General features: G+C 64.5%; 12 protein-coding genes. 7 read left to right on the top strand and 5 right to left on the bottom strand.

Going from position 1 to position 14674, the window contains the following annotated elements; genetic code table 11:
• Positions 1-14: 14 nt before the first annotated feature.
• The 3 genes from FKV68_RS14380 to bcoG form a co-directional block, all read right to left on the bottom strand.
• Positions 15-1175, bottom strand: a complete 1161-nt coding sequence (locus FKV68_RS14380) for an acyl-CoA dehydrogenase family protein (RefSeq protein WP_180938480.1) — start codon at positions 1173-1175, stop codon at positions 15-17.
• Positions 1176-1410: 235 nt separating this feature from the next.
• A complete protein-coding gene (locus FKV68_RS14375; protein WP_180938479.1) occupies positions 1411-2901 on the bottom strand; it encodes a carnitine 3-dehydrogenase in 1491 nt (496 codons plus the stop codon).
• Between the two features lie 126 nt (positions 2902-3027).
• Entirely contained in the window at positions 3028-3930 is a 903-nt protein-coding gene (gene bcoG, locus FKV68_RS14370) for a 3-dehydrocarnitine:acetyl-CoA trimethylamine transferase BcoG (protein WP_180938478.1), read from the bottom strand.
• Positions 3931-4039: 109 nt separating this feature from the next.
• Here bcoG and FKV68_RS14365 point away from each other — a divergent pair, with 109 nt between their 5' ends.
• Entirely contained in the window at positions 4040-5011 is a 972-nt protein-coding gene (locus tag FKV68_RS14365; protein WP_180938477.1) for a GlxA family transcriptional regulator, read from the top strand.
• A gap of 84 nt (positions 5012-5095) precedes the next feature.
• Here the strand turns inward: FKV68_RS14365 and FKV68_RS14360 are convergent, their stop codons facing one another.
• Positions 5096-6277 (bottom strand): LysR family transcriptional regulator, encoded by a 1182-nt coding sequence (locus FKV68_RS14360; protein ID WP_180938476.1) that lies wholly within the window; start codon positions 6275-6277, stop codon positions 5096-5098.
• 132 nt (positions 6278-6409) lie between these two features.
• Between FKV68_RS14360 and FKV68_RS14355 the strand changes: the two genes are divergently transcribed.
• From FKV68_RS14355 to ertB, 6 genes are all read left to right on the top strand, one after another.
• Positions 6410-7948 carry an aromatic amino acid lyase gene (locus FKV68_RS14355; protein ID WP_180938475.1) on the top strand — a complete coding sequence of 513 codons (1539 nt, stop codon included), beginning with the start codon at positions 6410-6412 and terminating at the stop codon, positions 7946-7948.
• Positions 7949-7979: 31 nt separating this feature from the next.
• Positions 7980-9362: a hydantoin-5-propionate amidohydrolase gene (locus tag FKV68_RS14350; protein WP_180938474.1), complete on the top strand. Its 1383-nt coding sequence runs from the start codon at positions 7980-7982 to the stop codon at positions 9360-9362.
• On the top strand, positions 9359-10627 hold the full coding sequence (locus tag FKV68_RS14345; protein ID WP_180938473.1) for a Zn-dependent hydrolase: 1269 nt from the start codon (positions 9359-9361) through the stop codon (positions 10625-10627). The genes FKV68_RS14350 and FKV68_RS14345 overlap by 4 nt, the downstream gene beginning before the upstream one ends.
• Complete coding sequence (ertC, locus tag FKV68_RS14340; protein WP_180938472.1) at positions 10628-11725, top strand: thiohydantoin desulfurase; 1098 nt, start codon at positions 10628-10630, stop codon at positions 11723-11725.
• A gap of 12 nt (positions 11726-11737) precedes the next feature.
• Entirely contained in the window at positions 11738-12067 is a 330-nt protein-coding gene (locus FKV68_RS14335; RefSeq protein WP_180938471.1) for a TfoX/Sxy family protein, read from the top strand.
• 164 nt (positions 12068-12231) lie between these two features.
• A complete protein-coding gene (gene ertB / locus FKV68_RS14330; protein WP_180938470.1) occupies positions 12232-13890 on the top strand; it encodes a thiourocanate hydratase in 1659 nt (552 codons plus the stop codon).
• Positions 13891-13909: 19 nt separating this feature from the next.
• Here ertB and FKV68_RS14325 read toward each other — a convergent pair whose 3' ends face one another.
• Entirely contained in the window at positions 13910-14671 is a 762-nt protein-coding gene (locus FKV68_RS14325; protein ID WP_180938469.1) for an SDR family NAD(P)-dependent oxidoreductase, read from the bottom strand.
• Positions 14672-14674: the final 3 nt, after the last annotated feature.

The raw sequence follows: 14674 nt of genomic DNA, 5'->3' as shown, positions 1-14674 counted from the left end.
CCGTACATCATCCCTCAAGCCCCCAGCGGCCGCAGCAGGTCGCGGCTGATGATGTGGCGCTGGATTTCCGAAGTGCCATCCCAGATGCGCTCGACGCGGGCGTCACGCCAGAAGCGGGCGAGCGGCAGGTCGTCCATAAGGCCCATGCCGCCATAGATCTGGATCGCCTCGTCGGTGACGCGCGCCAGCATTTCCGTTGCATAGACCTTGGCAGAGGCGATCTCGCGGTTTGACGGCAGGCCTTGGTCGAGCCGCCAGGCGGCCGACAGCGTCAGAAGGTCGGCGGCGTCGATCTCGGTGATCATGTCGGCAAGCTTGAAGGAGACGCCCTGGTTGGCGCCGATCGGCTTGCCGAACTGCTTGCGTTCGGCGGCATAGGAGAGCGCATAGTCGAAGGCGCGCCGCGCCCGCCCGACCGAGGTGGCGGCGACCGTCAGGCGCGTGGCATAGAGCCATTCATTGGCGATGTCGAAACCCTTGTGCACCTCGCCGAGGATCTGCGAGGAGGGCAGGCGGCAGTCGTCGAAGGTCAGGATGCAGTTCTTGTAGCCGCGATGCGAAACGGAGTTGTAGCCTTCACGGATCTGGAAACCAGGCGTGCCGCGATCGACGAGGAAGCAGGTGATCTTCTTCTTCGGGCCGCGCGGTGTCTGCTCCTCGCCGGTGGCGATGAAGACGATGACGAAATCGGCGATGTCGGCGTGGCTGATGAAGTGCTTCGTGCCGTTGACGATCCAGTCGTCGCCGTCCTGTCTGGCGAAGCATTTCATGCCGCGCACGTCGGAGCCAGCGTCCGGCTCGGTCATGGCGAGCGCGTCGAATTTATCGCCCTTGACGGCCGGCAGCAGGTAGCGTTCGCGTTGCTCTTCGTTGCAGGCCATCAGGATGCCGGAGGGGCGGCCGAAAAATACGGTCAAGCCCATCGAGCCACGGCCAAGCTCGCGTTCGACGAGCGTGAAGGTCAGGTGATCGAGCCCGGCACCGCCGACCTCTTCCGGAAAGTTGCAGGCGAAGAAGCCGAGCTCCTTGCACTTGCGGGCAATTTCCTGGCCGAGCTCGCGTGGTACGATACCGGTGCGCTCGACCTCGTTTTCATGCGGATAGATCTCGGTCTCGACGAAGTTGCGGACCGTGTCGACGATCATCTGCTGTTCTTCGGTCAGTGCGAAATTCATTGTTCTCCCTCGTATTTTTTGGTCCGCCCGCCTGGGCCGATCTCCCCATCGGCCCTTTGCTTGCTTGGCTCTTGCCCCTCACCCTAGCCCTCTCCCCGCAGGCGGGGAGAGGGGACATCTCGTGCCTCGCCCTACGGTGAGGGCCAAGCGAGCGGCTGCGACATATCCCTTCTCCCCGCTTGCGGGGAGAAGGTGCCGGCAGGCGGATGAGGGGCGATCATTCGCCCTCATGCGTTCACCGCTTCTGCCCCACATAACGCCCGGCACCTTCCGGTACAGCGAGCTTCGCATGGCCTTCGGCGATCGGCTTAAGCTTCGCCAGCACTTCCGCCGGCGCCGGGACCGATTTGCCGGCCTTGGCGTCGACGTGCAGCATCATCTGTTCGGCGGTCGCGATGACGTCGCCGGACGCGGCATCGTGGATCCTCGTGAAGAAATGGACCCGTTTCTCGTCGGAGGCGAGAAGCTGGAGCGTCGTGCAGAGCGCCTGGCCGAGCTTGGCTTCACCCAGATGGCGGATGTGGGTTTCGACGGTGTAGTAGCTGTGGCCGGCTTCGACATAATCGAAGTCGACACCGATCAGGCGCAGCAGCGCATCGGAGGTGTCGCCGAAGAGCTGCAGATAGCGATGCTCGGTCATGTGGCCGTTATAGTCGACCCAGGCTGCGTTGACCTTGGTGTCGAGGAGCCGCAGCGGACCGGAGGCGTCATAGCTTTTCGCCTGATCGCCGCCCTTTGCCCAAAGGCGCTTTTCGAAATCGGCGAGCAGCTTGCCAGCGCCCCAGCCTTCACCGCCATTGCCGGCTTTCAGCGCATGCATGATGCCCACGAGGTTTTCGTCGCGGATGCGTTCGAGTTCGCGGATCGAGCGGCCGACGGCTTGGGCGTCCGACTGGGCGCCGATCTTCTCGACGAGCGCGTCGTCGAGGTCGACGACATCGGTGAACTTGGTCCAGGGCCATTTGAGGCAGGGGCCGAACTGGGCGAGGAAGTGGCGCATGCCGGCTTCGCCGCCGGCGATGCGATAGGTCTCGAACAGGCCCATCTGCGCCCAGCGCATGCCGAAGGAATAACGCATGACGTTGTCGAGCGTCTCGGTGTCGCAGATGTCGTCCTGGATCAGCCAGAGCGCCTCGCGCCAGAGCGCTTCGAGCAGGCGGTCGCCGACGAAGGCTTCGATCTCCTTGGCGATCACGACGCCTTTCATGCCGATTTCGGCAACGCCTTCTTCCGCCCGCTTGATCGTTTCCGATGAAGTCTTCTTGCCGCCGACGAGCTCGACCAACGGCAGCAGATAGACCGGGTTATAGGGGTGCGCCACGAACATGCGTTCGGGGTTTTTCATGTCGGCCTGCAGGTCCGAGGGCAGCAAGCCCGAGGTCGAGGAACCGATGAGCGCGTCCGGGCGGGCAAATGCGTCGATCTCGGTGATGACGCCGCGCTTCAACTCCAGCCGCTCGGGAACGCTTTCCTGAATCCAGTCAACCCCTTCGACCGCTTGCTGGATCGTCTTGCAGAAGTTGAGTTTGCCGCGCGGCGGCAGTGGCGCCATGGTCAGCATGCCATAGGCCTTCTGGGCATTGGCCATGACCTCGCCGATGATGCGCTCGGCTTCCGGATGCGGATCGAAGATGTTGACGTCGATGCCGGCAAGAGCGAAACGCGCCGCCCAGGCCCCGCCGATGACGCCGCCGCCGACGCAGGCGGCCTTGCTGATGATGCTCATGCCCTCTCCATTCAACTGTTGGCTTGGAACCCCGTCCGCCCTCCGGGCCACCCTCCCCACAAGGGGGAGGATGGCTCCGGCGCGGCAAGTTAAGTCCTCCCTTGTGAGGGAGGGTTGGGAGGGGCCTTACCGCTTCTTTAGCTTGAGTTTCTCGCGGACCTCTGCCGGGCCGACGATCTTTGCGCCCATGCCCTCGATAACGGACACCGCCTTTTCGACGAGCTGGCCGTTGGTGGCGAGCTGGCCCTTGCCGATATAGAGGTTGTCTTCCAAGCCAACGCGGACGTTGCCGCCGGCAAGGATCGCCGCCGCCGGGTAGGCGAGCGCATTTCGGCCGATCGAGAAGGCAGAGAAGGTCCAGTTCGACGGCACGTTGTTGACCATCGCCATGAAGGTGTTGAGGTCGTCGGGCGCGCCCCACGGAATGCCCATGCAGAGCTGGATCAGCACGGGATCCTCGATCAGGCCTTCTTCGACGAGTTGCTTGGCGAACCAGAGGTGGCCGGTGTCGAAGGCTTCGATCTCGGGGCGGACGCCAAGCGCGGTCATCTGGCGGGCCATCTCGCGCAGCATCGACGGGGTGTTGGTCATGACGTAGTCGCCAAGCGAGAAGTTCATGGTCCCGCAGTCGAGTGTGCAGATTTCCGGCAGGCATTCGGCAACATGGGCGACACGCTCGGTGGCGCCGGCCATGTCAGTGCCCTTCTCATTGACCGGGAGGGGGCTTTCGACATTGCCGAAAACAAGATCCCCACCCATGCCGGCGGTGAGATTCAGCACAATGTCGACGTCGGCGGAACGGATGCGATCGGTCACTTCCCGGTAGAGGTCGAGGCGGCGGGCCGGTGCGCCGGTCTCCGGGTCGCGGACGTGGCAATGGATGATTGCTGCCCCCGCCTTGGCGGCTTCAACCGCGGCTTCGGCGATCTGCTTCGGCGTAATCGGGACGTGGCTGGATTTGGAAACTGTGTCTCCCGAACCGGTGACGGCGCAGGTGATGAATACCTCGCGGTTCATGCTGAGCGGCATTGCTGTCTCCCTTTTGTTGGGAGCTATTACGGGGCAGAAAGGCCGGCACTGCTTTTCATTATCGGCTGTATCATATACATTATCGGCAACGTAAGCAGGAAGTTTTGCCATGGATCAGGTTGCTTCGCAGGTGCAGCACATCGATTTGTTGGTTCTCCCGGAGACGAATCTGATCCTCGTCGCTTCCGTGATCGAGCCGCTACGTGCCGCCAACCGAATCGCCGGCCGCGCGCTGTACAACTGGACGATTTTCAGCCCTGACGGCGAAGCGATCGAGACCAAGAGCGGGATTCCCATTCCGGTCTCCGGCCCGTTCCGGCCGCAGCGCGAAACCGCGCCGCTCTTCGTGGTTTCGAGCTACAACTGGAAGCGCAGCGCCACTTCGCAACTCAAGATGCTGCTGTCGCAGACGGCGCGGCATCGGGAGGTCATGGCGGGGATCGAATCCGGCTCGTGGCTGCTTGCCGAGACCAGCCTGCTCGACAATTTTTCCGCCACGACCCATTGGGAGGATTTCGAGGATTTCGCCGCCGCCTATCCGCATGTGACCATGGTGCGAGAGCGTTTCGTCATCGACGGCAAGCGCATCACCACCGGCGGTTCGTTGCCGACGCTCGACCTGATGCTCGAACTGATCCGCCGGGCGCATGGCTACTCGCTGGCGCTCGAGGTCTCGCGCCTCTTCATCTACGAGCAGGAGCGCACGCGTGGCGACCTGCTGCAGGTGCCGGCAATCGGCAATATGCGCATTCTCGACGCCCGGGTCGGCGCGGCGGTCAAGCTGATGGAGGAGACCGTCGAGGCGCCGCTGACGCTGGCACGGCTTGCACGCCGCGCCGGTGTCAGCGCCCGGCATCTGCAGGACCTCTTCAAGGACACGATGGGCGTCGCCCCGCATGAGCATTATCTCGCTCTCCGTCTTAATGCCGCGCGCCGAAAGGTGATCGAAACGCGGATGGAGTTTGCCGATATCGCTGCGATCGCCGGCTTCAATTCGTCGTCCTCATTCTCGCGCAGCTACCGCGCGCACTATCGCGAAAGCCCCAGCGAAACGCGCCGGCGCCTGAAGCTCAAGAGCTGATTGAACAGCTTCAGACGGAGAATCAGGCCGCACCAGATTGGCGATTCGAATCAGCGGCTTGGTGCGACTTCGTCAGACGGCGACTCAGGTTCGCACCGTTCCGGTCTTCATCATCCTGAAGATGGCTTCGCCGGCCTGGGCCCAAAGCGCCTTCCTGGGCCAGACGAGGGTCAGGGATTGCCTGTATCGGGACGAGAGCCGGATCATCGCGGGTGGGCGATGGACGCGGGCGAGCGAGCTTTCCGGCAATATCGAGAGATAGCCGTGGTGGCTGACGAGATTGATGATCACCGGGATCGAGTCCACTTCGATCAGGGTGACGCGCCGCCGCTCGCTCTCGCTGAGCGTATCTTCCAGAAAACGCGTCGCCTCGCGCCTCAGCCCGCTCTTGGCACTCGGCACGGCGATCGGGGAGGTGCAGAGCAGACGGGCGAAGTCGCCGCCCATCTCGGAGAGCGTTGCCGCGGCGCCGGCGAGCGCCAGCGGCGTTTCCGATACGAGCCGACCGTCGAATTCGTGGGGAAAGTCGGCGACGTCGAGGAGCGCGGCGTCAAAGCGTCGGCTCTTCAGCCCGGCGATGAGTTCGTCTGCAGTCGTGCTCGAAATGAAGAGGTGCTGACGGGGGCGGGAAGCATGCCAGGCGGCCGTCAGCGCCGCCAGCATGCGCGCGATCTCGCTCTCGGGGCCGAGCGGCATCACCGCGCCGAGACGCCATGTCGTCGCGTCGCGGCGGAAGCGGTCGTCCGATGCGCGTGTCAGGCGTCCCCAGCATTGAAGCAGTTTTTCTGCCAGCGGGATGGCGGCGAGCGCTTCCTCGGTGCAGACCACGCCGTGATAGGCGCGCTCGAACAGCCGGTATCCCAGATGGCGCTCGAGGTTCGCCATCTGGCGGGTCAACTGCGGCTGGCCGAGACCGAGCATCCGGGCGACGGAGCGTATGCTGCCGTTGCGGGCGATCTTCACGAAACGGTCGAGCGCAGCCAGGCTGACGGGCGGGATCGGGCCTGCCGCCAGGCTACCAAGGCGGTTCACGAGAAGCGTTGCGGTGTCGGCCGCTTCCGCTATGTCCGCGGTGCGGGCCTGCGCCTCCAGCGTAGGCACGAGCATGGCGCCCTCGCGGCGGAGCAACGGAACGGAAATCGTCTGCTCGAAGCGTCGGACGGCGGCGCTGACACTCGACGGTGGGCGGCCGCTGAGCTTTGCCGCACGCCGTATGCCGCCTTCACGCAGAGTCGCGTCGACAAGGACGATCGTTGCAATATCCACGTATCTACCCGCGCTTCGAACAGGGATGCTGTTCGAACTGTTCGGATTTCAGCATCATTCGTTCCGAATTTGGGATATACCACGCATCGGCACTGTGCGCATAGCATGCTCGCAAAAGAGGTTCGTTTCGGCATGCTGCAATCCGTCAAGACCATCGTCCTGTGCGGGAAACCGCTCGACTTCGGGGTACTCGAAGAAATCGGCTCAGGGCTGGCGCGACCGGTTCCGGATGATAGCGGCATGGAGCGGGTCGCCGCTGCCCACAAGGTGGTCGCCGACCGCGTCGCCATGGGCCTGCCGGTCTATGGCTCCAACACCGGCGTCGGCTCGATGAAGGACCGGTTGTGGACGGCCGACGATCTCGCCGAATTCAACACGTCGCTCGTACGCGCCCATCACTTCGGCACCGGCGGATTCTTTCCCGCGCCGGTCATCCGCAAGGCGATCGCCATCCGCGTCAACACCGCGATGCGCGGGCATACCGGGTGCAGCCCGGAACTTATAGATGCCTTCGTCGCGCTTCTTGAGCGGGGGATCGTCCCGGCCGTGCGCCGCCACGGCTCGATGGGCTGCGCCGATATCGGACTGATGGGCCAGGTGGCCTCCGTGTTGACCGGCGTCGGCGAAGCCTATTTTAACGGTCAGCTCATGACGGCGGAATCGGCCTTGAAAGAGGCGGGGCTGACGCCTTTCGTCATGCGGCCGCGCGATGCGCTTGCCGCACTCAGCGTCAATGCAATCTCCTATGCGGCAGCGGGCGACGTCCTGCGTGAGGCGGCTGCGGCGATCCGCGTGCTGCTTGTCACCGGCGTCATGTCGTCACGCGCACTCGGAGCGTCGGCGGATCCTTGGCTGGTCGCTGCAACGCTGTCGACGCGCGGCGAGGCACTCGTCGGTTCCTGGCTCTACGGCCAGTCGGGCATCACCGAGTGGCCCTTGCCAATGGCGATACACGATCCGCTGAGCCTCCGCATGACCGCCCAGGTCTTCGGTTCGGTCGTCGACACCCTGCTGGTCGCCGCCGGCCGACTTGTCGAGGCAACCTATCTCTCGGACGACAACCCCGTGGTGCTCGGCGGGCAGGTGCACTCATCCGGTGCGTCCCTGCCGCTGACGACGACGCTCTATATCGAGGCGGCGCAGATCGCTTTCTCGCATGTGGCGCGCAATGTCCTGAACCGCTGCATCCTGCTTTCGAACGGCGGGCGGCGCAACCTCTCGGTCAATCTCGTCGCGCCCGGGGAGGTCGCCACCGGGCTCGGGCCTCTGATGAAGCTCGCCGTCGAACTCTACATGCGTGTCCAGTCGCTTGCCGTTCCCTTGTCCGCGCAGTCGATCGTGGTGGCCGGCGGATTGGAAGAGGAGGCGACCTTCCTGCCGCTGATCGTCGAGCGCATGGAGGCGCAGGTTCGCGATCTCCGCCAGCTTGCCGCGATCGAGGCGATGCTCTCGGCGCAGGCGATCGACCTTGTCGGCGACGAACCGATGGGCGTCGTCAAGCTCGCCTATGATCGCACCCGCTCGGTCAGCCCGATCTATCTCAAGGACCGCCCGCTCTCGAAGGAGATCGAAGCGCTGCAGGCGGTGTTCACCGACCACGACCTGTTGCGTGCCTTCGTCGAGACTGCGCCGATGCCGGAATTCGACGACTTCTTCGCGCTGGCCAAATGAACTGGCAGAATGAACGGGAAGGAAAAGAGCAATGTCCGATTTCGATCTCGTTCTGAAAGGCACCGTCGTCCTCCGGCATCGCGTCGTCGAAGGCGGGCATGTGGCCGTCCGAGGCGGCAAGGTGGTGCATGTCGGTCAGGGGGTTGCCCCGTCTGCGCGCGAGCGGCATGACCTCGGCAAAGCACTGATCCTGCCCGGTGCAATTGATGCCCAGGTGCATTCGCTGTCGCAGAGGAACCAGGAGGATTTCATCTGGTCGACGCGCTCGGCTGCCGCCGGCGGCGTCACGACGATCGTCGACATGCCCTATGACGAGGGTAATCTCGTCTGCTCGGCGGAAGCGGTCAGACGGAAGATCGCCCATGCGAGCCCGCAGGCCCGCGTCGATTTCGCGCTCTACGGTACCATTGACCCCGAAGAGGGGGCGTTGCGGATTGGCGAGATGGTGGAGGCGGGTGTTGCCGCCTTCAAGTTCTCGACGTTTGGAACGGATCCGAAACGGTTCCCGCGAATTCCCGCTAGATTGTTGGAGGAGTGCTTCCGGGCCATCGCCCCGACAGGACTGACCGCCGGCGTTCACAATGAGGATGACGAGGCGGTAAGGGCCGCGATCGACAAGGTCAAGGCTGCCGGCATCAGAGACTATCGAGCACACGGTCTTTCGAGGCCGCCGCTCACCGAGCTTCTTGCGACCAACCAGATCTATGAAACCGGTGCGGCAACCGGCTGTCCAGCGCATGTGGTGCATTGCTCGCTTGGCCGTGGCTACGAAATCGCCGCCGCCTATCGGGCGCAGGGTCATGCGGCGACGATCGAGTGCTGCATCCATTACCTCACTTTGGACGAGGAGAACGACGTGCGCCGCCTCGGCGGCAAGGCCAAGATCAATCCGCCGATCCGCCCGCGTGCGGAGGTGGAAAAACTCTGGCGGCATGTGGCCGAGGGCAACGTGACGCTGGTTTCCACCGATCATGTAAGCTGGTCGGAGGATCGCAAGACCAATCCGGACATGCTCGCCAATGCCTCCGGCGTGCCGGGTCTCGAGGTGATGGTGCCGCTTTTCGTCAAGGGTGCGCTGGAGCGCGGCATCCCGCTGACGCGGGCCGCCGAGTTGATGGCGCTCAACCCTGCGCGGCACTTCCGCCTCGACCATTGCAAGGGCGCGCTCGAAGCCGGCAAGGACGCCGATATCATCGTCATGACGCCGAAATCCTATGTCTACGATGCGGCCGAGAGCGGCAACAATATCGTCGGCTGGTCACCCTACAATGGCATTCGCCTGCCATGGCGGGTTTCCGCCACCTATCTGCGCGGTCGCCTCGTCTGTGAAGACAGTCGGGTCGTCGCGGAGCCCGGCACCGGCGCCTTCGTGCGGCCGTTGCCGAGCCTGCCGGTTCAGGAGTGGCGGCAATGAGCGCAACGCAGACCAATCTGCCGGTCGATGCGCAGCGCATCGCCGAAATTGTCGAGGGGCTGGCGCGCATCACCGAGCCCGATCGGCCCTATACCCGCCGCGCGTTTACGCCGCTCTTTCTCGAAGGTCGCGCTTTCCTGGAGCAGTGCTTCAAAGCCGCGGGCCTCGACACGAGGATGGATGCGGCTGGCAATCTCATCGGCCGGCGCAACGGCCGCAAGCCGGCGCTCGGCACGATCATGCTCGGCTCGCATTCCGACACGGTTCCGGAAGGCGGCCGCTTCGACGGCATCGCCGGCGTGGCGGCGGCGCTCGAAGTGGCGCGGTCGCTTTCAGACGCGGGCATCGAGCTTGACCATGATCTGGAGATAGTAGACTTCCTTGCCGAGGAGGTGTCGATCTTCGGCGTTTCCTGCGTCGGCAGCCGCGGCATGGCCGGGCTTATTCCGGATGGCTGGCTGAGCCGTGCGAACGACGAACTGACGCTCCGCCAAGGGATTGTCGAAGCAGGCGGTGATCCTTCCCGTTTGCCCTCGTCGAAGCGCTCCGACGTCAAGGCGTTCCTGGAGCTGCATATCGAGCAGGGACCGGTGCTCGAGGCCGAGCGCCTCGATATCGGCGTGGTGACGGCAATCTCCGGAATCACGCGCATCGAGATCGTCGTCGAGGGACAGGCGGATCATGCGGGAACGACGCCGATGGGGCGCCGTCGCGACGCGCTTGTCGCGGCGTCGCGGCTCGTGCTGGAGATCGAGACGCTTGGCTTCGCCCATGCGGCAGGCGAGGGTCACTTCACCGCGACCGTCGGCGAATTCGAGATCGAACCCAATGCCGCCAATGTCGTGCCTTCGCGGGCACGGCTTTTGATCGATGCCCGTGCCGAACTGCGGCCGCAGATGGAAGCGTTCATCGCCGAGATCGAGGCGCTTGCCGTCCGCATCACCGAGGAGACCGGCGTTACGATCACGCCGCCGAAGATGATCTCCGACAATCACCCGACACCCGGCGACGCCTTGGTTCTCGCGACGCTGGAAGCGGCCTGCGGGTGCGTCGGCGCGCGTCACCGGCTGATGGCTTCCGGGGCCGGGCACGACACGGCCTGGATGGGCCGGATAACGAAAGCCGCGATGATCTTCATTCCCTGTCGCGATGGCCGGTCACACGCTCCCGAAGAGTGGGCGAAAAACGACGATATCGCGCTTGGCGCGGCGGCGCTCTTCGAAGCCGTGCGACGGCTCGACGGACAATTGCAGGAGAAGAAATAGATGGGCCGGATACTGACGGAAAAGGATGTCGAGGCGGCGGTCAAGGGCGGTTCCGTCTATGCGGCGGGTGGCGGCGGCTGGGCCGATCACGGACGCATGCTCGGATACGCCGCCGTTTCCATCGGCAAGCCGGAGCTGGTTTCGATCAACGAGCTGGAGCCGGACGATTGGGTGGCGACCGCCGCTGCGATCGGTGCGCCGGCCTCGACGACACCCTGGGAGATGCGCGGTGTCGATTACGTGAAAGCCGTTCAATTGCTGCAGGAGGCGCTCGGCGAAAAGCTCGCCGGCCTGATCATCGGGCAGAACGGCAAATCCTCGACGCTGAATGGCTGGCTGCCCTCGGCGATGCTCGGCACCAAGGTCGTGGACGCCGTCGGCGATATCCGTGCGCATCCGACGGGTGACATGGGATCGATCGGCCTCGCCGGTTCGCCCGAACCGATGATCCAGACCGCGGTCGGGGGAAACCGCGAGGAGAACCGCTATATCGAGCTCGTGGTTCGGGGGGCGACAGCCAAGGTGTCGCCGATCCTCAGGACCGCAGCAGACATGTCAGGCGGCTTCATCGCCTCCTGCCGCAATCCGGTGCGCGCATCCTACGTCAAGGCCAATGCCGCGCTCGGCGGCATCTCCATGACGCTGACTCTGGGCGAGGCGATTATCGCTGCGGAAGGCAAGGGCGGCAGCGCCGTCATCGATGCGATCGCAAATACCACCAACGGCTCCATTCTCGCCGAGGGAACGATCACCGACAAATCCGTGGTTTATACCAAGGAGGCCTTCGACATCGGCACGGTTACGCTGGGGCAGGGCGATGACTCGACGATACTCCATGTGATGAACGAATACATGGCCGTCGAAACGCCGGACGGTACGCGCCTTGCAACATTCCCGGATGTCATCACCACGCTGTCTCCGGAAGGCGAACCTTTGAGCGTCGGGCAGTTGCAGGTGGGTATGACGGTCTTTGTGCTGCATGTGCCGAAGAGCGTGATCCCGCTCGCCTCCAGCGTCATTGACCCGACCGTCTATCCGCCTGTCGAAAAGGCGATGGGGATCGAGATTGCACGCTACGCGCTCGCCGGCGAGCGTTGACGGGAGGACGATGTGGCACGCGACGCGGGATTCGAGGAGTTGGTGAGGCAAGACCTCGGCGAGCGGCCGGGACTTTCGGAAAAGCCGATGTTCGGTGGCCTGGCCTTTCTCCTGAACGGCAATTTGCTCTGTGGCGCCCGCGAGGATGGAATGCTGGCGCGGCTTGGTAAGGGCAACGACGATTGGGCCTTGGCGCTGCCCGGCATCGTGCAGATGGTGATGGGCGAACGCCGGATGCACGGATGGGTGCGCGCCGGCGCGGAGGCCTATGGCGATGACGCTTTGCGCCGGCGCCTACTGGATGCGGCGACAGGCTTCGTCGAAACGCTGCCGCCGAAATGAATCAAAGGGCGTGGTTCGCCCCTCATCCGCCTGCCGGCACCTTCTCCCCGTGAGACGGGGAGAAGGGACATGCGGCGCTCTCACAGTCCCCTCTCCCCGCTTGCGGGGAGAGGGTTAGGGTGAGGGGCAAAGACACGACCGTGACGCACGAAGGAACGACTGCCATGCCCAAACCAAATCCCCGTCACCCGAACTTTCCCGTTCCCGGCGGGCCGGAGTTGCGTGCCAAGGGCTGGCGACAGGAGGCGCTGCTGCGGCTGCTCGAAAACGTCCTTTCGGTCGGCGAGGATCCGGACAATCTCGTCGTCTACGCGGCGCTGGGCAAGGCCGCGCGCAACTGGCCGTCGCACCGGGCAATCGTCAGGGCGCTCATCGAGATGGATGAGGACCAGACGCTGGTCATCCAGTCGGGCAAGCCGGTCGGGTTGTTGAAGACCCATGCCAAGGCGCCGCTCGTCATCATGGCCAATTGCAACATCGTGGGCCAATGGGCGAAGGCCGAGGTCTTCTATGAGCTGCAGCGCAAGGGGCTGATCTGCTGGGGCGGGCTGACGGCAGGCGCCTGGCAATATATCGGCAGCCAGGGGGTGATCCAGGGCACCTACGAGATCTTCATGCGGATTGCCGAGCGCCGTTTCGGCGGCGACCTTTCCGGTCGTTTCGTGCTGACTGCCGGCCTCGGCGGAATGGGCGGTGCACAGCCACTTGCGGGCCGCATGGCGGGCGCGGCCATCCTCTGCGTCGACATCGATCTGGAACGCGCGAAGAAGCGCCAGCAGGTCGGCTATCTTCAGGAGATTGCGCCGGATCTTGACACGGCGCTCGCGATGATCGACGCGGCGGTCAAGGAGAAACGGGCGCTCTCGGTCGGTCTCGTCGGCAACGCCGCGGAAATCTATCCGGAGATCGCTAGGCGCGGCATCGTCCCGGATGTGGTCACAGACCAGACGTCGGCGCATGACCTCGTCTACGGCTACGTGCCGAAGGGCATGAGCCTCGATCAGGTGCGGTCGCTGCGCGAAGACGGGCGGGGCCAGCTGATGGCCGCAAGCCGCGCCTCAATCGTCGAGCACGTGAAGGCCATGCTCGACTTTCAGAAAAAGGGCGCTGAGGTCTTCGACAATGGCAACCTGATCCGTACGCAGGCGCGGGAGGGGGGCGTTGCCGATGCCTTCGACATTCCGATCTTCACCGAAGCCTATCTCCGGCCGCTCTTTGCCCGCGCCATTGGTCCGTTCCGCTGGATGGCCCTTTCCGGCGACGAGAGCGACGTCGCCCTGATCGACGACCTGCTCCTCGAAATGTTCCCGGAGAACCGGATAATCACCAACTGGATTCGGCTTGCGCGTCAGCACATTCCCTTCGAAGGCCTGCCGGCACGCATCGCCTGGCTCGGCCACGGCGAACGCACGGCGCTCGCGCGGCGCGTCAATCAACTGGTTGCCAGTGGCGAGCTCAAGGGACCGATCGCCTTCTCACGCGACCATCTCGACGCCGGCGCGATGGCGCATCCGAACATCATGACCGAGCGGATGAAGGACGGGTCGGACGCGATCGCCGATTGGCCGCTGCTCGACGCCATGCTGCTCTGCTCCTCGATGGCCGACCTCGTCGTCGTCCATTCGGGCGGGGGCGGCTATGCCGGTTACATGACGAGCTGCGGGGTGACGGTCGTTGCGGATGGTACGAAGGCCGCCGACGAGCGGCTCGACCATGCGCTGACCAACGACACGTCGCTCGGGGTCATCCGCTATGCGGATGCGGGCTACGAAGAATCCTTCGAGGAGATTGCGGCGAAGGGCATCGGGTACGTCAAGGTGTGAGGGTCGCCGCGATGGGGTATCAGACGATGGTCTCCCCGCCATCGACCACAAGGATCTGCCCGGTCATGTAGGACGACCGGTCGGAGACGAGGAAGAGGATCGACTCGGCGATTTCGTCGACGCTCGCCCAGCGGCCGAGCGGCACCTTCTCCCGGATATAGGCCTCGATCGCGCCGCGCCCGCCCATTTGCGCGATGAAGGGCTCGTTGAAGGGCGTATCCACCCAGCCGGGGCAGAGCGCGTTGACGCGCACGCCGCATTTCGCATAGTCGCCGGCCATCTGCCGGGTCATGGCGATGACGGCGTGCTTCGTCGTCGTGTAGGCGATCATCTCGCGATCGTAGAGCACGCCGGAGGACGAGGACGTATTGACGATGACGCCGCGGCCTGCCGCCTTCATCGACGGCATGACGAGGCGGGCGGCCATGAAATGGGCGCGGACGTTGAGGTTCCAGGAGCGATCGAAACCCGCCACCTCGACCCCTTCGAGATCGCCGGCAACCTGGGCGCCGGCGTGGTTGTGCAGGATGTCGATGCGGCCGTGGCGGTAGAGCACGTCAGCGATCCCGTCCGACAGTGCCCGGTCGTCCGTCACGTCGATGGCGAGCGGCTCGGCGCTGCCGCCCTTGCCGGCAATCGCCGCCACGGTCGCTTCCGCGGCCTTCCGGCTGCGGTCGACGACAACCACATGGGCGCCTTCGCGCGCCATGATGGCCGCGCCCGCCTGGCCGATGCCGGAGCCTGCTCCGGTGACGATCGCGACCCGGTCTTTCAGGATCATTGT

The organism is Sinorhizobium mexicanum (genome assembly GCF_013488225.1).
Classification (GTDB): Bacteria; Pseudomonadota; Alphaproteobacteria; order Rhizobiales; family Rhizobiaceae; genus Sinorhizobium; species Sinorhizobium mexicanum.
The sequence above is the reverse complement of the archived record's forward strand: the minus strand, read 5'-3'. Positions and strand labels throughout refer to the sequence as shown.